The 18,896-nt window shown below is 65.0% G+C and carries 16 protein-coding genes; 11 read left to right on the forward strand and 5 right to left on the reverse strand.

The features are described from left to right. Window positions 1-147 precede the first annotated feature (147 nt). The 4 genes from ACOQPE_RS07535 (at window position 148) to ACOQPE_RS07550 (ending at window position 6,056) form a co-directional block, all read left to right on the forward strand. The gene (locus ACOQPE_RS07535) at window positions 148-1,809 is read left to right on the forward strand and encodes an N-6 DNA methylase (RefSeq protein ID WP_420611205.1); all 1,662 of its coding nucleotides are present in this window, start codon (window positions 148-150) and stop codon (window positions 1,807-1,809) included. 47 nt (window positions 1,810-1,856) lie between these two features. Beyond that, window positions 1,857-2,990: a DNA cytosine methyltransferase gene (locus ACOQPE_RS07540; protein WP_420611206.1), complete on the forward strand. Its 1,134-nt coding sequence runs from the start codon at window positions 1,857-1,859 to the stop codon at window positions 2,988-2,990. Window positions 2,991-3,040: 50 nt separating this feature from the next. Beyond that, entirely contained in the window at window positions 3,041-4,990 is a 1,950-nt protein-coding gene (locus ACOQPE_RS07545; RefSeq protein ID WP_420611207.1) for an ATP-binding protein, read from the forward strand. A 151-nt stretch (window positions 4,991-5,141) separates the two neighbouring features. Continuing rightward, window positions 5,142-6,056: a XamI family restriction endonuclease gene (locus ACOQPE_RS07550; RefSeq protein WP_420611208.1), complete on the forward strand. Its 915-nt coding sequence runs from the start codon at window positions 5,142-5,144 to the stop codon at window positions 6,054-6,056. A 12-nt stretch (window positions 6,057-6,068) separates the two neighbouring features. Here the strand turns inward: ACOQPE_RS07550 and ACOQPE_RS07555 are convergent, their stop codons facing one another. After that, window positions 6,069-8,528, reverse strand: coding sequence for a CoA transferase (locus tag ACOQPE_RS07555; protein ID WP_420611209.1), 2,460 nt, complete (start codon window positions 8,526-8,528; stop codon window positions 6,069-6,071). A gap of 96 nt (window positions 8,529-8,624) precedes the next feature. Here ACOQPE_RS07555 and ACOQPE_RS07560 point away from each other — a divergent pair, with 96 nt between their 5' ends. Beyond that, window positions 8,625-9,791 carry a thiolase domain-containing protein gene (locus ACOQPE_RS07560; RefSeq protein ID WP_420611210.1) on the forward strand — a complete coding sequence of 389 codons (1,167 nt, stop codon included), beginning with the start codon at window positions 8,625-8,627 and terminating at the stop codon, window positions 9,789-9,791. Beyond that, window positions 9,788-10,207, forward strand: a complete 420-nt coding sequence (locus tag ACOQPE_RS07565; protein WP_420611211.1) for a Zn-ribbon domain-containing OB-fold protein — start codon at window positions 9,788-9,790, stop codon at window positions 10,205-10,207. The genes ACOQPE_RS07560 and ACOQPE_RS07565 overlap by 4 nt, the downstream gene beginning before the upstream one ends. 25 nt (window positions 10,208-10,232) lie before the next feature. On the opposite strand, the gene dtd is transcribed toward ACOQPE_RS07565, so the two are convergent. The 3 genes from dtd to ACOQPE_RS07580 are packed head-to-tail and all read right to left on the reverse strand — an operon-like array spanning window position 10,233 to window position 13,182. Beyond that, window positions 10,233-10,670 carry a D-aminoacyl-tRNA deacylase gene (gene dtd, locus ACOQPE_RS07570; RefSeq protein WP_419909354.1) on the reverse strand — a complete coding sequence of 146 codons (438 nt, stop codon included), beginning with the start codon at window positions 10,668-10,670 and terminating at the stop codon, window positions 10,233-10,235. A gap of 4 nt (window positions 10,671-10,674) precedes the next feature. Next, complete coding sequence (locus ACOQPE_RS07575) at window positions 10,675-11,085, reverse strand: RidA family protein (protein WP_419914181.1); 411 nt, start codon at window positions 11,083-11,085, stop codon at window positions 10,675-10,677. A gap of 51 nt (window positions 11,086-11,136) precedes the next feature. Further along, the gene (locus ACOQPE_RS07580) at window positions 11,137-13,182 is read right to left on the reverse strand and encodes a CoA transferase (protein WP_420611372.1); all 2,046 of its coding nucleotides are present in this window, start codon (window positions 13,180-13,182) and stop codon (window positions 11,137-11,139) included. Here ACOQPE_RS07580 and ACOQPE_RS07585 point away from each other — a divergent pair. Beyond that, window positions 13,181-14,089: an IS982 family transposase gene (locus ACOQPE_RS07585; protein ID WP_420611212.1), complete on the forward strand. Its 909-nt coding sequence runs from the start codon at window positions 13,181-13,183 to the stop codon at window positions 14,087-14,089. The two genes, ACOQPE_RS07580 and ACOQPE_RS07585, sit on opposite strands and share 2 nt — an antisense overlap. Here the strand turns inward: ACOQPE_RS07585 and ACOQPE_RS07590 are convergent. After that, window positions 14,070-14,648 (reverse strand): CoA transferase, encoded by a 579-nt coding sequence (locus ACOQPE_RS07590; RefSeq protein ID WP_420611213.1) that lies wholly within the window; start codon window positions 14,646-14,648, stop codon window positions 14,070-14,072. The two genes, ACOQPE_RS07585 and ACOQPE_RS07590, sit on opposite strands and share 20 nt — an antisense overlap. 153 nt (window positions 14,649-14,801) lie before the next feature. On the opposite strand from ACOQPE_RS07590, the gene ACOQPE_RS07595 reads away from it, so the two are divergent. The 4 genes from ACOQPE_RS07595 to ACOQPE_RS07610 all read left to right on the forward strand — a co-directional run bounded on the left by ACOQPE_RS07595 (window position 14,802) and on the right by ACOQPE_RS07610 (window position 18,892). After that, complete coding sequence (locus tag ACOQPE_RS07595; RefSeq protein ID WP_420611214.1) at window positions 14,802-16,595, forward strand: ABC transporter substrate-binding protein; 1,794 nt, start codon at window positions 14,802-14,804, stop codon at window positions 16,593-16,595. A gap of 37 nt (window positions 16,596-16,632) precedes the next feature. After that, entirely contained in the window at window positions 16,633-17,619 is a 987-nt protein-coding gene (locus ACOQPE_RS07600; protein ID WP_420611215.1) for an ABC transporter permease, read from the forward strand. Then, entirely contained in the window at window positions 17,606-18,481 is an 876-nt protein-coding gene (locus tag ACOQPE_RS07605; protein WP_420611216.1) for an ABC transporter permease, read from the forward strand. The genes ACOQPE_RS07600 and ACOQPE_RS07605 overlap by 14 nt, the downstream gene beginning before the upstream one ends. Window positions 18,482-18,613: 132 nt before the next feature. Beyond that, window positions 18,614-18,892: an HU family DNA-binding protein gene (locus ACOQPE_RS07610; RefSeq protein ID WP_420611217.1), complete on the forward strand. Its 279-nt coding sequence runs from the start codon at window positions 18,614-18,616 to the stop codon at window positions 18,890-18,892. The last annotated feature ends 4 nt before the right edge of the window (window positions 18,893-18,896 follow it).

Raw genomic sequence — 18,896 nt, forward strand, 5'->3', positions numbered from 1 at the left:
TGCAGTTCCGGAGTATTGCCGCCAGTCGCCGAATGGACGAGCGACGCGCGACGAACGATTGTTGTCACACCCCGAAATCATGCTGGTCCAGCGGGCGAGATGGGCGCGCCACGGACTCGGAGGTGTCGTATGCGAACATGCCAGCAGATGGCCTTGACCTTGCCGGAAGCGGTACTCGATGACGGCCCGACCGGCGGCATCGTCGACGAGCAGCAATTGTGCGCGATTGCGTGGGCGCTCGCCGGTGCCGGGCATCTCAAGGACGTGAGCCGTGCCGAGCAGAGGCTTATTGCGAGAACGAGTCAGTCACCTGCGCAGGCTGTGATCGAGCAGGTTGCGTCAGCGATCCGGCAAGGAGAGGACCCGCTCGGCACGGCGTTCGCATCTCTTCGGCCTGCGGCACAGCGGCGCAAGTTGGGCGCGACGTATACGCCTGCATCGCTGATCGGGCCGATGTCGGAATGGCTCGCGAATCACAAGCGCGCGTCTCGGGTGGTAGATCCCGGTGCCGGCTCCGCAAGGTTCTTGGTTGCGGCAGGCCGACTCCTACCGGAAGCTCGGCTCGTAGCGGTCGAAATCGACCCACTCGCATCACTCGCAGCGCGCGCGAACCTGACCGTCCTGGGTTTCGATGAGCGGTCGGAGATGCACACGGCCGACTATCGCACGTTGGCACTGGAGCCTGGCCCCGGCCCGACGGCCTTCATCGGCAACCCCCCCTATGTGCGTCACCACGACATCGCGCCCGAGTGGAAGGCATGGCTGCGAGAACGTTCTGCGGAGCTCGGCTTGAAGGCGTCAGCGCTCGCGGGATTGCATGTCCACTTCCTCCTCGCAACGGCACATCACGCGCGAGCGGGCGATTACGGCGTCTTCGTCACCTCATCTGAATGGCTTGACGTGGGCTACGGACAGCTCGCACGCGATCTGATGGCCGGGCCGTTGGGCGGCCTGTCCATTCATGTACTTGATGCCCGAAGCCAAGCATTCGCGGACGCCGCGACCACCGCAGCCGTCACTGCGTTTGAGGTGGGCGACTCGCAGCGCGGCGTTCGCGTGCGCAAGATCAAGCGAATGGAGGACTTGCGATGCCTGCAGGGTGGCAGGAGGTTCAGCCGTGAGAGGCTGCGCACGGCGCGTCGCTGGTCTTCGCTCTTGGAGCCCAAGGTCAGCGTGCCGCGGGAGTTCGTTCCGCTCGGCGAGTTCTGTCGAGTGCACCGGGGAGCGGTCACCGGCGCGAACTCGACGTGGGTTACACAACAGGACGACCCGCGATTGCCGACCTCGGTGCTGTTCCCCGCCGTGACGAGAGCTTCTGAACTTATCAATCTTGGCTCCGACGCCTTACGGGACGACGGCCATCTCAGGGCAGTGATCGATCTGCCAGAAGACCTGGATGTCTTGGATGCAGACGGTCGAGAGCTGGTCAAGCAGTTCCTGAGTTCGGCTCGACAAGCGGGCGCTGCGAGCGGTTACATCGCTCGCCACCGCAAGCCGTGGTGGTCAGTCAAGTTGCGTGACCCGGCGCCGATTCTCGCCACCTACATGGCGCGGCGCCCGCCGACGTTCGTGCGCAACCTCATCGCAGCCAGAAACATCAACGCGGTGCACGGCATATACCCAATTGACTTCTTGTCGGACGAAGCGCTGAGCAGGCTGACCAAGTCACTGGGCGAGCGCGCCACCGTGGCCGGGGGCCGCACGTATGCGGGCGGTCTGACCAAGTTCGAGCCCTCAGAAATGGAGCAGATCATGGTTCCGCCTCCAAACTGGCTCGAATCGAGCGAGGCGCTGGCATCCTTGGCGTAGAACGCAGAGGCTGTTGGTAGTCGAGCCGAGGTACGAGGGGGCTGCTAATGGACATGGGAGGCGGGACAACGAGCCGGATCCGCCCGGAACCGCAGACGGTGCACAGCGTCGGCCCCGATGCGTCTGGCCGCGACAGCATCGCGGCGGTTGACGTCTTCTGCGGGCTTGGTGGCCTTTCTTTTGGCCTAGCCGCTGCAGGAGTCGATGTCGTAGCAGGTCTCGATGTGGACGGATCCTGCCGCTATCCCTTCGAGGCCAACGTGACCGGTGCGAAGTTCATCGAGCGAGACGTGTGTGACGTGACGGCTGAAGAGCTGTCCGCTCTGTGGCCTGAGGGTGCGACGAGGCTTCTGGCCGGATGCGCGCCATGCCAGCCTTTTTCGTCATATCGCAAGAACGTGTGTCCGTCGAGCGACGACCGGTGGGCGCTCTTGCGCGAGCTGGGCCGACTTGTCGAGGAGACACAACCGGAATTCGTCACCACCGAGAATGTCCCTCGTATCCAGGGCAAGGCCGTCTTTGGGGACTTTGTGACGATGCTTGACCGTCTGGGCTATTCCGTTGACTACCGCATCTGCAGGTGTACCGACTACGGGCTCGCACAAGATCGCCGCCGCCTCGTGCTCGTCGCATCGCGGATCAGTGCAGCTGTAGTGCCGGAGGGGGCGCGACGCGACCGTCCTGCTAGAACCGTCAAGCAAGCGATCGGGAATCTGCCGTCACTCGAAGCTGGCGACACTCACGAGGCCGACCCGGTACACCGCAGCCGCGGCTTGTCGGCACTCAACCGCCAAAGAATGGCTGCGTCGGAGCCGGGAGGCACTTGGCACGACTGGCCGGTTGACCTGCGGGCCCCTTGTCATCGGCGTACCAGCGGAGCGGCCTTCAAGAACGTGTACGCCCGGATGTGCTGGGACAAACCATCTCCGACGATCACGACCTATTTCCACAACTTTGGAGCAGGCCGCTTCGGCCACCCCGAACAGAACCGAACCATCTCCCTGCGGGAGGCTGCCATTCTCCAAGGCTTTCCCGTTGACTATAGGTTCACACCAGACGGCGAAGCGGCGCCGCTGACGACCTTGGGGCGACACATCGGCAACGCGGTTCCGCCGCCGCTCGGAGAGGCCATAGGCCGCAGCCTGCTTACCAATCTCCGCGAAGCCGGAGTGCATGAGTGAAGGAGAGTCCATCACCGAGTGGCCTACATCGTGATCTAGGGACGACAGAGATGCGCACTTATGAAATGACGGTTGATCTCGTTGTGGTGGAACACCTCGGCATCAACCTTTACAGCAATATCGCAGCGGTACTGAGCGAAGCGGTCGCGAACGCGTGGGACGCGGATGCGCGAACGGTACATGTCGATCTTGATCAAGCGGGTGACACAATCATGATCACCGACGACGGCGTTGGCATGACTGTGGATGATATGAACAACCGCTACTTGAGGGTCGGGTATGCGAGGCGCGACGACGACGCGCAGACGGGCGAAAACACCGCCCTGGGCAGACCAGTAATGGGCCGCAAGGGCTTGGGCAAGTTGTCGCTGTTCTCGATAGCCGAAACAATCCGAATACAGTCAGCAAAGGACGGTCAACGACACGGCTGCATGCTCACCAGCCAAGGTATTCGCGAAGCAAGTGGCAGGAATGAGCGCTATCACCCCAGCCCGCTCGACGACAGCGAGATCGCAATAGAGGTTGGCACGCGTATTACTTTGAATGACCTCAAGAGTGAAAGACTCGGCGTCACCGCGGCTGCTCTCCGAAAAAGACTTAGCCGACGTTTCTCGATTCTGGGGATGCAGCATGACTTCAAGATGTATATCAATGGTGAAGCGATCACTGCCGACGACCGAGGTGACTTGCGAGCTTCCGAGTACTTGTGGACGATCGGGCACTTCGAGGAAGAAACTAGTAATCTGCCAAACCTAAAGACACAGAAACAGATCGAGTTTGAGCGTGTCAGCGATGATCCAGTGCGAAGTATCAGTGGATGGATCGGAACAGCGCACAAGCCGTCAGACCTCAATTCGCGCGACGCCGGTAACCTGAACGGGGTTGTTCTGTTCGCTCGTGGCCGCCTGTTTCATGAGAACATCTTGGACAGCATTAGTGACGGACGGCTATATACCAAGTACATTACCGGCCGCATCAATGCAGACTTTTTGGACACCAAGGGCGACGTTGACGTGGCGACCAGTGATCGCCAACGGGTACAGGAGGATGATGAGCGAATAATACTACTCAAAGATCACCTCAAGCGTGTACTCAACCACGTTAAGTCTGATTGGACCGAATGGAGAGGTGATCAGCAGCTGGAGGACATCATCCAAAGCACTCCGGCATTGCGTGAATGGCTGACAACCCTTAAAGCGGGGCCGCGACGGCAAGCCGAGGCGATGATCCGTCGAATCGGAAGACAACACTTCGAGTCGGACGACGATCGTAAGGAACTTCTGAAGCACTCAATATACGCCTTCGAGCGTATGAAATTGCGGGGCATGACTGCCGAATTCGCGGAAGCAGTTGACGACTCCGATAAGCTCCTGCGGCTATTGGCAGACCAAGACAGTTACGAGGCTAGCTTATACTTGGACATCGTGACCTCACGGCTAGATGCCATCCAAGGATTGATGCGAGCAATCGACAACAATGCGCGCGAGTTGGCGCTTGAACAATATCTGTTTGATCATCTCTGGCTTCTAGATCCCGCGTGGGAAAGGGCTGACGGTAGTGAGCGAATGGAATCCAGATTGCTCGAAGAGGGAGTAATTGTCGAGGATCTCACTGAGAAGGAGCGTCTGGGCCGAGTCGACATTTGCTACAAAACGATAGCCGGCAAGCACATCATTGTCGAGTTGAAGCGTGCCAAACGCAACCCGAATACTCTAGCTCTTGTTGAACAGGGTACAAAATACGTCGACAAAGTCAAGAAGATCGCTATATCGCAGGGCGACAAGCATCCGAATGTAGAAGTGGTGTTTGTGCTCGGTGACCCGCTTGTAGAAGAGACGCAAAACCCCGATCGGCTAAGGCGCCTTATGGAGTCCATTTCGCCTGGTTCTCGCGTCACCTACTATGAAACACTGATTACAAAGGCAAACAAGGCATATGGCGAGTTCATTGACAAACGAGACCAATTCGCAACCGTGCAGAGGATCATTGACCAAGTTTGAATCCCCGCGCTTCTCGGGACATTCTCGTGTGGCGCGATCGAACCACTGCGTATCGCCGCCTTATCCGTGCGCATGACTTGACGGAGCGATCGTTTTCTGAGTTTGAGCTGCTCAGGACCCGGTTCCTTGGAAGGCTGGAGATGGGAGGAAGATGCCGCTCGTAGACCCACCTCATTGGACTGACGGTGAGCTTGAGCAGGAGCGCCGTCGAGCGATCGAACTATTTCGCAACGAACGCCTTACCGAGCCGGTCGAGCGATACCTCCAAGCGTTCGACGACTACGCGGCCAGTGTCGATCGTCTCATGCGCGAGAGTCAGGATCTCCAAGCTCTGCGAGATGTTGCCCAGTCCGTACTGACTGATGAGGACCTGCTGGAAGCGTTCCGTTACGTGGCCGGACCGCCGGTCTCTGCGGACGATCTGATGGAGTTGGCGGAAACGAGTTTGACCGCGAGTCGACTGCGAGACGACGTAGCCGCCGTCGAGCGGGTGATCGCAACGGTGTTGGCGATGCTCGACAGCCGCCGATTCACGTGGGTAGCCGAAGGACGAACGCCTAGCGACGACGAACGTTCCGCGGCCGCCATGGCCTCTGCATCTCTCATGGCGAGCCAGCGAGTACGAACGAATCGGGCTAACGAAGCCAAGACCGATCAGGAGGAAGCCGTCCGCAGCCACCTCTCAGGTTCAGGGTTGACGGAGGTTGAAACACGCGAGGTATCGACACCCGCGGATGCACCTCGCCGGGGTGAGTTCTGCGCTGAGTGTTCCGTAGCCGGTCGCAAGGCCGATGTGGTGGTCGGATTGCACGACGGTCGAGTGATGCCAATTGAGTGCAAGGTTTCCAACTCATCGACCAATTCGGTCAAGCGCCTGAACAATGATGCGGCGGCGAAGGCCGCAGAGTGGATCCGGGCGTTCGGCCATCAGGGCATCGTGCCGACTGCCGTACTGTCGGGCGTCTTCAAGACCCACAATCTTGTTCAGGCGCAAGATAGTGGTCTCACGATTTTCTGGGCGCACGACCTAGAGCCACTCACCAACTTCGTGTCAGCTACTCACTGACGCACATGCCGTTCAGCCGATGGCGCCAGCCACGGCGAGTTCGACAACACGGTCGTCGTCGTAACCGAGGATGTCCCGCAGGACGCGGTCGTTGTGCTCGCCCAGGCTGGGTCCTGACCTGGTGACCTCGTGGGGTGTCGCGCTGAGCTGCAGGCGGGGCGCCTCGACGGTCATGCGGTCGTACACCGGGTGCTCCACGTCCATCCAGTGGCCGCGGTGAATGAGCTGCGGATCGGCCAAGCAGCCGAGACTGTTCTGGCTGGCGTGTGCGGGCACGCCCGCAGCCTGCAGCGCGGCTTCGGCCTCTCCCGGCGTGCGCCCGGCGGCCCATGCCGCGATGGCGGCGTCAATGTCTGCGCTGAGCGCGACGCGTCCCGCTGCATCGAGGCCGGCGAGTTCCGCCGGCACGGGCTGACCGTCGCGGTCGAGCACCTCACACAGTGACTCCCACTGATGCTCGGTCTCGCACACCACCGCGATCCACGCCTCCGGCGGCTCGAGCGGATTGTCGGGGTCAGCGTCGCCCGGGTCGCAGGGGTACATCGCATGGGGGCACAGGAAGGCGTCCGCGTTGCCCGACCGGGTGGCAGCAACGCCATTGACCGTGTGCTCGAGCACCTCGGTCGCGAGGAAGTGCACCGCGGCCTCGGCCTGAGCGAAGTCGAGATGCTGGCCCCGGCCCTGCGGATCGGCGTCGCGGGCGTCGAGCGCGGCCAGCAGCAGCGGCACCATGTACTGCGGGGTGACGTAGTCGGTGTAGGCGAGGAACGGTCCCGCCGGCGCCCGGTCCGGCCAGCCGGTCATCTCGTAGTAGCCGGTGATGGCACCGGCCAGATTGCCGAAGCCGGCGAATGTGGCGAGCGGTCCGCTCTGGCCCATCAGGCTGGTGCTCAGCAGAATCAGGCCCGGGTTGCGGGCCGAGAGCGTCTCGTAACCGATGCCCCAGTCGTCGAGCGTGCCAGGCGTGTACGACTCGACGTAGATGTCGGCCCATTCCGCCAAGTCGCACAGCACGTCGCGGCCCTCGGCGGTGTTGAGATCGATGGTCACGCCGAGCTTGCCCGCGTTGAGCGTGCCGTACTGGATCGAGGCGTCAGGTCCCATGTCGCCCCGCAGGCCGCCGCCGCTGCCGCGTGCAGCGTCGAATCGCGCTGGCCCTTCCACCTTGATGACCGTGGCGCCGAAGTCGGCGAGCACCCGCGTCGTGAACGGCCCGGCGTACACCCACGTGGTGTCGAGCACCTTGATCCCCTCGAGGGGCCGCGGGCTCGACGGATCGCCGCCGCCGTCGCGCAGTTTCTCCGCGGCGTCCAGCAGCGCCGAGCGCGGCTTCGCCTTGATGGCCGCGGTGTGGGCGCCGAGATCCGGCGGGGTGCCGAGGGAGCGGAGTGGCGTGCGGCTGGGCTTGCACCATGCGCCTGGGGTGATCACGCTGCCCCACGCAGGATCGGCGACGGTGTCCCAATAGCCGCGCTCGTTGAAGTGCTCCACCTCGGTCAGCTCGGCTGGCGTGTACACGGGTGCCAGCAGCAGCTCGCGGCGCTGCGCTTCCGCGAACAAATCGGCGCGGGTGCGCGTGCTCGTCAAGCGGGTGATCGCGGCCTTGGTCTGCTCGAGCTGGCCCGGCGCAACCTCAGGATCGGTGAACAGGCGCATCCCGAAATCGACCCAGTCGAGTGCCGCGAGCTCGTCGTCACAGCAGCCGTTCTCATGCACCCAGTCCATCAGCCGCTTGGTGAATCGGCCGATGGTGTCGCCGAACAGCAGCGTGATTGAGACGTAGCCGTCGGACGCCGGATAGACGAACTGCAGGTGGAAGTTGAGGAAGAGGATCCCGCCTGAGGTTCGGCGGGCCGACGGGTACTCGTTAGGGGCGTGGATGATGCCGGGGAATGCCGTCTGCATCATCGCCTGCTGCGCCGAGATGTCGACGTGCTGGCCGTACCCGCTGCGGTCGCGTTGGCGCAGCGCGAGCGACGTGCCGACGGCCGCATGCGATCCCGCATGCAGCCAGCTCTGCGGTGCCGTGATGCGCAGCGGCGCCCGGTCGGCGTCGCCGGTAATGGCGGCGCTGCATGCCGAGGCGGCAATGGTGAGATCTGATGCTGCCCATCCGGCCTTGGGTCCCGTGCTTCCGAATGGGGTGACGGTGGTGTGCACGAGTCCCGGGTTGACCGCACGCAGCTCGTCGTGGCTGAGGCCAAGTCCGGGGTCGGGCGATTCGATCAGTGCGTCGGCGCTGGCGACCAGCTCCATCAGCTCGTTGCGATCGTCAATGACGCAGCTCTGCGCACCGCGCCGCAGGTTCCACCAGCTCAGCGATGTGCCGTCGGGGCCTGTTTCCCGATGGTCTCGCCCGCGGCCATCGGGGCCTTCGATGAGGATCACCTCGGCGCCCAATGAGCCGAGGATCGAGGTGCACATCGCGCCCCGGGGATCGGTGAGGTCCAGCACTCGGTATGGCTTCAGCATCGCCGCGAAGCTAACGCTCGCTCTCGGCGCCGACCGACGACCCGGCACCGGCGCAGATCGGGCATCGCGTCGGCGCCGGCGGCTAGCGTGCCGCCGGTGACGATTCGAGGCAAGGCGCTCATCGCCGGGGTGTACGAGCATCCCGGCCGTGAACTGCCCGATCGCACGCTGCCGCAGATCCACGCCGAGGTAGCTGCGGGCGCGCTGGCCGACGCCGGGCTGACCCTGGCTGACGTCGACGCCTACTACTCGGCCGGCGACGCACCCGGCTTCGGCGCCCTGTCGATGGCGGAGTACCTCGGCCTCGACCTCACCTACATCGACGACACCGAGACCGGCGGCTCGGCGTACTTGGTCCATGTTCAGCATGCCGCTGCGGCCATTGCTGCAGGCCACGTGAATGTGGCGCTGATCACGCTGGCCGGCAAGCCGCGCACCGGCGGCGCCGGGCCGGGCGGCAGCGCTCGGTTCAGCTCGGCGCCCGAGGCGTCATTCGAGAACCAGTTCGGCATGTCGGTGCCCGGCGGGTACGCGCTGGCCGCTGCTCGGCACATGCACGAGTTCGGCACTACCTCTGAGCAGCTGGCCGAGGTGAAGGTGGCGGCATCCACGCACGCCCAGCACAATCCGCACGCCTTCCTCCAAGATGTGGTCACCGTGGATGAAGTGGTGTCCTCGCCCGTGATTTCCGACCCGCTGCATCGCCTGGACTGCTGTGTGATCACCGACGGCGGCGGTGCCCTCGTGCTGGTCAGCGAAGCGGTGGCGGCGTCGCTTGACCGTCACTGCGTGCCGGTGCTGGGAACGGGAACGGCCATCAAGCACACCTCGGGCGGGCGCATCGATCTGACCCACACGGGGGCGACGCGCTCGGGGCCGCTGGCGTTTGCCGAAGCCGGCGTGACACCCGCCGACATCGACTACGTGTCGATCTACGACAGCTTCACCATCACGGTGCTGATGACGCTGGAAGACCTCGGCTTCTGCGAAAAGGGTCATGGCGGACGCTTCGTGTCCGACGGCGCTCTGCAGTCGCCCGGCGGTGCGCTGCCGTTCAACACCGACGGCGGCGGCCTGTGCAACAACCATCCGGCCAACCGCGGCGGCATGACCAAGGTGGTCGAAGCCGTGCGGCAACTACGCGGCGAGGCGCATGCGGCCGTGCAGGTGCCCGACTGCGAGCTGGCCCTGGCGCACGGCACCGGAGGCAGCCTCGCCACTCGCATGGGAAGCGCCACGCTCGTGATGGGCAGGTCGACATGAGCGAACTCGGGCAGTTCGGCCTGCCGGTGCCGCCGCCGACGGTGAATCTCGAGACGCAACGGTTCTGGGATGCCACCGCCGAAGGCCGACTGGTGCTGCCCCGCTGCGACAACAGCGGTGACGTCGTGTGGTACCCGCGGGAACGCTGCGATGGGCCCGGCAGCAACTCGGTGACCTGGTTCGAGGCCTCGGGGCGAGGCACCGTCTACAGCTGCACGGTCACCCGCCGCATCCCGGGTTCGTGGCGCAAGGCGGCCCCGTTCGTGCTCGCCTACGTCGAGTTGGAAGAGGGTCCCCGAGTGCTCACCAACATCGTCGGCTGCGACCCCGAGACGGTCCATATCGGCCAAGCCGTGCAGGCGGTCTTCGACCCCACACCCGACGGCCCCGCACTGCTCCGCTTCACGCCGGCCTGACCGCTGTTCAGCGGGAGCGCCGGAGTCAGACTTCGAGCATCAGCGTGACCGGGCCGTCATTGATCAGCTCGACCGCCATCTCGGCCCCGAACGAGCCAGTGGCCACGGTGGCGCCCAGGCGACGCAGTTCGGCAACCAATTCGTCGATCAGCCCGGTGGCCTGATCGGGCGCTGCCGCGGCGACGAACGACGGGCGGCGACCCTTGCGGGTGTCGCCGTAGAGCGTGAATTGGCTCACCACCAGCACCTCGCCGCTGGTATCTGCTACTGACCGGTTCATCTGGCCGTTGTCGTCGGCGAAGATGCGCAGGTTCCAGATCTTGCCGGCAAGCTTGTGTGCCGACTCAGTGCTGTCGTCGTGCGTCGCACCCACCAGGCAGCACAGCCCGGGACCGATCTCGCCGATCACCTCGCCGCCGACTCGCACCCGGGCCTCGGCGGCCCGCTGCACCAGTGCTCGCACGCGCTCAGGGAATGATCGCGTCGACTTCGATCTCGATGACGAGGTCGGGATGGATCAGCCCCGACACCTCGACGAGCGTCGACGCCGGCCGGATGTCGCCGAACACCTCACCATGGGCGCGGATGAAGTCGTCGAGCATCCCGATGTCGGTGACGAACGAGCGGGTCCGCACGACATCGCTCATCTGCGCTCCCGCCTCAGCCAGCGCCTGCTCAATAACGCCCAGCGTGTAGATGGCCTGCCCGTAGCAGTCGCCCGGGTGCGCCACGCCGTCGGGGCCCAGCGACGTGCTCCCCGATACCGCGACCCAGTCGCCGAGCCGCACAGCCCGCGAGTAGCCGGCCACGGGCTCCAGCGGCCCGCCGCTCGAAATGTTCTGCCTGTCGACGCCTGAAGCGCCGCTGTCTGTGCTCATGCTGACCTCAATTCGGCATGGTCGGGTTCGGTGGAAAGCTGACGGAGCGTTCTAGGCGAGGGCGCCGGCTATGACGAGTTCGGCGATCTTGTCGCCGTCGTAGCCGAGGATGCCTTCGAGCACTTCCATGTTGTGCTCGCCGAACATCGGGCCGCCCCACAGCGGCCGGCCGGGCGTGCGTGACAGCTCGAAGTTGCTGTTCTCGACCCAGGTGTGGCCGTGCTTGGCGTGCGGTACCGACAGAAAGTGATCGCGGGCCACGATCTGTGGGTCGGCCATGAGATCTGCTGCATCGCTCACACGGTGGGCGGGCACGTCTGCCGCTTGGAGCGCCGTCTCGATGTCGGCTGCCGCCTGAGGCTCTGTCCACGCGGTGATTGCAGCGTCGATGGTTTCGGCGTGCGCTCGACGGCTCTGCGCATCGAGGCCTGCAAGGTCCCCATCGGCGCTGGCGCTCAGCGTGTCCAGCGCCTGTGCCAGATCGGCGTTGCCGGTCGCAGCCTCAGCGAGCAGCGCCGTCAAGGCGCCCCACTGGGCCTCGGTCTCGCAGGCGATCGCCACCCAGCGGTCGTCGCCTGCGGCGGGGTACACGCTGTGGGGGCACATGTGGCGGTCGGCGTTGCCGGCCCGGCCCGCGGTGCGGCCGTTGATCTCCTCGTCGGCGAACTCGGTTGCCAGGAAGTGCAGCGCTCCCTCCATCTGGGCGAAGTCGATGTGCTGGCCCCGCCCGGTGCGATCGCGCTCTGCCAGCGCGGACAGGACCAGCATCACGCCCAGCTTCGGCGAGATGTAGTCGGTGTAGGCGGTGAACGGCCCCGCCGGGATGCGGTCTGGCCATCCGGTCACCGGGTAGAAGCCGGCGATGGCTGCCGCCATCGTGCCGAAACCGGCGTACATGCGCATCGGTCCGGTCTGGCCCATCAGGCAGCTCGAGAACATGACCAGCTCGGGGTTCACCTCGCGCAGCACGTCGTAGGTGAGGCCCCAGTTCTCCATGGCCTTCGGCGAGAACGACTCGGTGAGTACGTCGCACCACGCCACGAGGTCGAGGACCACGTCGCGCGCCTCAGGCAGCGACAGGTCGAGCGTCAGGTCCATCTTCCCCGCGTTGATCGAGTGGAACTGCAGGGCGTTCTCCTGCCCGCCCTCCTCGCCGATGAACGGGTGGACGCCCCGCAGCACGTCGGGCTTCAGCTCGCTCTCGACCTTGACCACGGTGGCGCCGTAGTCGGCCAGCGTGCGGGTGGCGCCCGGGCCTGCCAGCGCCCACATGAAGTCGAGGATCTTGACGTCGTCGAGCGGGCGCTCCAGCGAGCGGCCGGTGGCGGCGATCTCGGTGCGAGGGCGCGCCGTGATGGTAGTGCCCGGCGAGCCATCGCCGTTCAGGTACGCCTCAGTGTGCTCGCCGAGTCTCGGCGCGACGGGCAGGACCGGCAGCGGATCAGCGGTGGTCTTGGCCAGCGAACCGCACAGCCGCACGGGCGCCGAACCCCCGGCCCGGGGCACCTCGACGTGCTCCCAATAGTCACGCACTTCGAGATGGTCGAGCGCCAGCACGTCGGCGGTCGTCGTGATGGGCGCGATCAGCAAATTGTCAACCAGCGCCCGTTCCAGCAGCTCGGCCTTGGTCTTGGTGGCCACGAACGAGGTGAGGGCCTTGATGGCCTGATCGAACGTGTCCATCGACTCGCGGCCCTCCACGATGGCCATGCCGAAGTCCACCCAGTCCTTGTCGCGCAGCTCGGGCTCGCAGAACCCTTCCTCGCAGGCCCATGACAGGATCCTGCTCGTGAACGGGGCGATCATCGGACCGAACAGGAACGTGACGGTCACGTAGCCGTCGGCGCATTCGTACACCCACGGGATCAGGAAGCCGCCCAGGTTCACCGCTCCCGGCAGCCGCACCGGCACTTCGCCGCCGGTGAGCACCGCCATCATCTGGAATTGGGTGCAGTCCACGAACGACTGCTGGGCCGAGGTGTCGACGTGCTGGCCTAGATGATTGGTTCCAAGGGGTGGGGGGTCCGCTGTTGGTGGGGTGAGGGTGTCCAAGCTCGGGGTGTGTACCTGCACCTCGATCCTGGAGGACCTGGGCATGAACCCGGACTTGGACACCCTCGCGACGGCACTGTATGTGAGGATTGACGATCTGTTGGCCGACAATCCCGGCTGGGCGCCGCGGCGGCCCCGTGTGGGGTTCGCACCGAAGCTGTCGGACGCGGAGCTGGTCACTTTGGCGGTGATCTCGGCGTTATTGGGGTACGACTCCGAGCGCGGGTTCGTGCGCTTCGCTCATCAGCACCTGCGGCCGTGGTTCCCGTACCTGCCCAACAGAGAGGGCTTCAACAAGCGGCTGCGCCGCGCCGGCGAGATGATCGGCCACGTCACAGCAGCGCTGGCCCGCGACTGCCCGGACTGGCACGACGACGTGTGGCTGGCCGACTCCACGCCGGTGCCGTGCGGCACGAGCCGACCCACCGCGGTGCGCTCCGAGCTCGCCGGATGGGCCCAATACGGCTGGTGCGCGTCGCATTCGCGCTGGTTCTGGGGGCTGCGACTGCACCTGATCACCACCCCGGCGGGGCTGCCGATCAGCTTCGCCCTGGCAGGCGCCAAGGCCGACGAACACGACACCTGCGCCGCCATGATCGACCACGCAGACCTGGCCCGCCCCGGCCAGACGCTCATCGCCGACAAGGGCTACCGCAGCAAAGACTTCGAGAACCGGCTCAACGACGCCGGGATCACCCTCATCCGGCCCGCCGCCCGCAACGAGCCCGCCCGCCCCCACCAGCGGTTCCTGCGCCCGTTCCGCCAGATCATCGAATCGGTCTGCGACACCCTCAAAGGCCAGCTCAGCCTCGAACGCCACAACGGCCGCACCCGCGCCGGCGTCGCCGTGCGCGTCCTGGCACGCATCCTCGCTCTCACCGCCGCCATCTGGCACAACAGAACCCACCACCCCCACCTGCCAGCACGCACCCTCACCCACTACGACCACTGACCCCTTGGAACCAATCATCTAGGCCGGAGGTCTGCCGCTCGTGCAGCGCCATGAGGATCGCGCCGGCGGTGTCCACCGCAGCGTTGTGCCAGGTTTGCGGCGGCCCGATGCGCACCGGCGCCCGGTCGCGGTCACCGGTGAGCGACATCGTGCCGCTCGACGCCGCGATGGTGAGGTCGGTGGCGGCCCAGCCGGTCTTGGGGCCCGTCTCGCCGAACGGCGTGATGGCCGCGGTGACCAGCTGCGGGCTGGCAGCGCGCAGCGCATCGAGGTCGACGTCGAACGAGCCGCACGAGATCACCGCATCACAGCCCGCAGCAAGCTCGGCAATCTGCGCCGGGGTCTCGACGACCACCGAGTGCTTGCCCCGGTTATAGACGAGGAACTCGATGGAGCGCTCCGGATCGACAACGTCATCGACGTACGGTCCACGGTGTCGGGTGCGGTGCCCGCCGGGCGGCTCGCAGAGCACCACCTCGGCACCGAGCTGAGCCAGCAGCATTCCGGCGAGATGGCCCCGGTCGTCGGTCAGATCCAGTATCCGGTAGCCGTCCAGCACCTCGGTATGCCCCCAGTTGTCGCCAATGAGCCGGAGTGCCCGGCTGAATCCCGCAAACTCTGCCAGAACCGCTCACCGCACGCGTGCAATGCGTGCGGTGTCCAGTCCGCGGAACTGCCGCTCGGCAAAGAGCCTGAGCGTTACTTTGCTTGCATGACCACGCTTGAGGCACAGGGAAGCTCGAAGGGTTCGTCGAGACCGTCAGGCCCGCGTCGGCGCCGCAGTCGACGTTTCGGCATCGCTCTGATGGCCGTCGTATTTCTTGCCGCAGCGTGCGGCAGCGATACGTCCACCGACGAGCCGGTGCCCGATGAACCGGCATCCGGATCTGCGACCACTGTCGCACCCGATACCGGGGATGACCCCAGCGGCGGCACGCTCGTGCTGGCCGTCGAGCAGTGGCCCGAGTGCGTCAACCCCGTCACCTCGTGTGCCAATGCCACCTGGACGATCTGGTCGGTGCTGATCCACTACCTGCCGCGGCTCATGGAGCTCGACCAGAGCAATACGTACGTGGCGTCGTCGTTGCTGGCCGAAGAGCCGACCGTGGCGAACGGCGGCCTCGTCACCGCAGACGATGGCACGTTCACGCTCACCTACCGCCTGAATCCTGACGCGACGTGGAGCGACGGCACGCCCATCACCAGCACAGATGTCTGGTTCAGCTGGCGCGCCGGGCTCGACACCACCGGCACGCTCAGCACCATCGGTCTGGATCTGATCACCGACATCGACCATTCCGACCCACATACGGCCGTCATCACCTTCAGCGAGCCGTATGCACCGTGGCCGACGCTGTTCGGCGGCTTGCTGCCGGCGCACGAGCTGGGTCCCGACACCGATATCGCCGACAAGTGGAATGACGAGATCACGGTCTCGGGCGGTCCGTGGATCCAGGAGGAATGGAATCAGGAGCAGCACATCCTGGTTCCGAACCGCAGCTACTGGGATGCCGAGCGCATCCCACTGGTGGATCGGGTGGTGATGGTGCCCCGCGAGGACACCGACTCGGAACTGCTGGCCCTGCAGACCGGCGAAGCCATGGCCGCCTTCCCCCAGCCGTTTCCCGGTGCCCGCGAGCGGATCACCGGTGATCTGACCTACAAGGTCGCTGAGGGCACCTACATGGAAGGCCTCTGGATCAACCAGGACGCGCCCGACCGCCGCTTCGACATGACGCGCAACGTGCGCCAAGCCGTCGCCTATGCGCTGGATCGCGAACGCATCGCCGAAATTGCGCTTGGCACGATCACCGCCGACCCGCCGGTCCTGCAGTGCACTGGCTGGAATCCCGGGTTCGGCCCCTGGTGCCAGGACGACTTCGCCCGCTACACGCAGGATGCGGCCAAGGTCGCCGAGCTGCTCGAGGCCGAGGGCTGGACACGACCCGACCCCGACGGCTTGTGGATGAACGCCGAAGGCGAAGAGCTTGTGCTGGCATGGAACACCGTCGCCGGCAACAACCGGCGCGAGGACGTGCAAGCGCTGGTCGTCGACATGACCGCTCCGCTGGGCATCGGCTGGGAGATCATCAACTACGACCCGGGCGAGCTATTCCAGAATCGACTGCCGGCGCTGAACTTCGGCCCGGTGGCGCTCTTCGCGAACAGCACCAACCCGGATCCCTCCGTAGCCAATCTCTACGACATCGACGGCATCCCCACCGAGGAGAACGAGTACACGGGCCAGAACTTCACGGCCTACCGCAGCCAGCAGGCCAGCGACTTGGCGTTCGCGATTGATGCCGAAGTGGACCCAGCAGCCCGCTTGGAGCTGGTTCACGAGTTAAGCCAGATCCTGGCGGCCGATGTGCCGTGGATCCCGCTGTACATGCTGCCCAACATGATCATCTGGGACCCCAATGCGGTGTCGGGACCGGGCGCCTATGTGTCGAGTCCCTACGGCGGATTCTTCGACATGTTCGACTGGATCGTGCACGTCGAATGAACGCATAGTCCGCGAACGGGCTGGCAGGCTCAACATCGTGGCGCGTTACGTGCTGACACGGCTCGCGACGACGGTCCCGATCCTGCTGGCCATCTCGTTCGCCGTGTTCTGGGCGGCGAATCAGGTCTCGGATCCCACGGTCGCGCTCACGGTGAATCCCCGCATCGCGCCAGAGGACATCACCAGATACCGCGAACACCTCGGGCTCGGTGATCCGATCCTGAGCCGATACCTGCAGTGGCTCGGGGACTTCGTGCAAGCCGATCTTGGCATCTCGCTGGTGCGCAACGGTGCGGATGTATGGCCCATCGTGCGCACGGCGCTGGTGAACACGCTGGTGCTGGTGAGCTTGGCGGTCGCGCTCTCGCTGGTCGCGGGAATCGCAATCGGCGCGATCTCGGCCATCCGTCGCGGCTCATTCATCGACTACCTGGCCACCACGATCTCGTTCCTGGGGATTTCCATCCCGGTGTTCTGGCTGGGCCTCATGCTGCAGCTGTTCTTCGGCTTGTACCTCGCAAACTGGCTGGGGATCGGTCCACCGCTGCTTCCGACGGCGGGGCTGTACTCGCCTGGCCAGCAGGGTTTCGACCTCGCCGACCGAGTGCGACACCTAGTGCTGCCCACGATGGCGCTGTCGCTGCAGCTCATTGCCGTCTACAGCCGCTATATGCGGGCCAGCCTGCTTGATGTCATGAACTCGGATCACGTCCGCGCTGCTCGTGGACGAGGCCTGCCGGAACGCACCGTGGTGGTTCGTCACGGCGTGCGCAATGCGCTGCTCCCCGTGACTGCGCAGGCCGCCACCGATGCTGGTCAGCTGGTCGGCGGGCTGGTGGTGACCGAGCTCGTGTTCCAGTACCCGGGCATGGGCCGGTTGTTCGTCGACGCCCTCTACGGCGGCGACTATCCCGTGCTGCTGGCCTCCGTGATGATCGTTGCAACAGCGGTTTTCTTGGTGAACCTCGCAGGCGATCTCTCCTACGGCGTCCTCGACCCCAGGATCCGGCGTGGCGCTCGCTGAGCACGAGCTCGCAGAGCGCCCGTTGATGGCAGCCTGGCGGCGCTTCGCCAGCCGTCGCGTGTCGGTCGTAGCGCTCGTCGCGCTCGTGATCATTGCCGCGGCAGTCGCCGGTGCCGACCTGATCGCCCCCTACCGGTCAGGACAGCAGCATCTCGATCATGTGCTGGCGCCTCCCGGGGCGGAATTCCTGCTCGGGACCGACACCTTGGGTCGGGACACGCTGAGCCAGACGCTGTATGCCGGCCGGATCTCGCTCGTCATCGGCATATCGGTGGCGCTCATCGCCTCGCTGCTCGGCACAACCGTCGGCGTGGTCGCCGGCTATCTGGGCGGACGCATCGATGCCGTGTTGATGCGTTTCACCGACACGCTGCTCGCGCTGCCGCTGCTCATGATGATCATCCTGCTGGCGCGCATCTTGGGCGACAGCGCCGCTGATGTGGTGTTGGTGCTGTCGCTGCTGGGGTGGATGGCGCTGGCCCGCATCATCCGGGCGAAGACGCTGGCGCTGCGCGAGCAGGAATTCGTTGTGGCGGCCAGCTCGATGGGCGCAAGCACCACGCGGATCATGGTTCGCCACCTGCTGCCAAATCTGGTCGGTGAGATCTCTGTCGCGGTATCGCTCGCAGTCGCTGGTGCAATTCTGGCCGAGTCAGTGCTGAGCTTCCTGGGCTTGGGGGTCAGCTCTGCCCACACGCCGACATGGGGAAACATGATCGGAGGCAACGAGGGCTTCATGACCGTTGAGCCATGGCTGGTGTGGGCGCCCGGATTGGCCATCGTCATCACAGTGTTGGCCGTGAATTACGTCGGCGACGGCCTGCGCGATGCGTTTGACGTGCGAGGTGAAGGCCGCAGCTGACGGTCGCTCCGAGCGCCGTCGCGGGGTGCAAGTACCGGGTCGCGCCGATAGACAGCGGGCCGCAATTCCACCACTTGAGGGCTTTTGTGTGCTGAGGTGGTACCCCGAATCGTTTCAGAGAGGAACTGGACTGTGGTGAACAAGGCAGAGACCATCAAGGCAGTAGCCGCGGAAGCCGGTGTGACTGCGAGCGACGCAGAGCGGACGCTGTCAGCGTTCTTCGATCTCGTTGCGGCCGAAGTGAAGGCCGGCGGCAAAGTGACCTGGCCGGGATTCGGCTCGTTCTCCATGTCTGAGCGTGGTGCCCGCATGGGCCGCAACCCGCAGACCGGCGAGTCCATCCAGATCGGTCCGAGCCGGTCGCTGAAGCTGGCAACCGCTGCAGCCATGAAAAAGCAGCTGATGAGCTGAGCTG

It is taken from the genome of Candidatus Poriferisodalis sp. (assembly GCF_965219595.1).
Lineage (GTDB): Bacteria > Actinomycetota > Acidimicrobiia > Acidimicrobiales > Poriferisodalaceae > Poriferisodalis.

Bases quoted from the DNA above. Each gene is read 5' to 3' on its own strand.
- ACOQPE_RS07535 (WP_420611205.1), top strand. From the start codon at position 148: ATGGCCTTGACCTTGCCGGAAGCGGTACTCGATGACGGCCCGACCGGC.
- ACOQPE_RS07540 (WP_420611206.1), top strand. From the start codon at position 1,857: ATGGACATGGGAGGCGGGACAACGAGCCGGATCCGCCCGGAACCGCAG.
- ACOQPE_RS07545 (WP_420611207.1), top strand. From the start codon at position 3,041: ATGCGCACTTATGAAATGACGGTTGATCTCGTTGTGGTGGAACACCTC.
- ACOQPE_RS07550 (WP_420611208.1), top strand. From the start codon at position 5,142: ATGCCGCTCGTAGACCCACCTCATTGGACTGACGGTGAGCTTGAGCAG.
- ACOQPE_RS07555 (WP_420611209.1), bottom strand. From the start codon at position 8,528: ATGCTGAAGCCATACCGAGTGCTGGACCTCACCGATCCCCGGGGCGCG.
- ACOQPE_RS07565 (WP_420611211.1), top strand. From the start codon at position 9,788: ATGAGCGAACTCGGGCAGTTCGGCCTGCCGGTGCCGCCGCCGACGGTG.
- ACOQPE_RS07575 (WP_419914181.1), bottom strand. From the start codon at position 11,085: ATGAGCACAGACAGCGGCGCTTCAGGCGTCGACAGGCAGAACATTTCG.
- ACOQPE_RS07585 (WP_420611212.1), top strand. From the start codon at position 13,181: ATGAACCCGGACTTGGACACCCTCGCGACGGCACTGTATGTGAGGATT.
- ACOQPE_RS07580 (WP_420611372.1), bottom strand. From the start codon at position 13,182: ATGCCCAGGTCCTCCAGGATCGAGGTGCAGGTACACACCCCGAGCTTG.
- ACOQPE_RS07595 (WP_420611214.1), top strand. From the start codon at position 14,802: ATGACCACGCTTGAGGCACAGGGAAGCTCGAAGGGTTCGTCGAGACCG.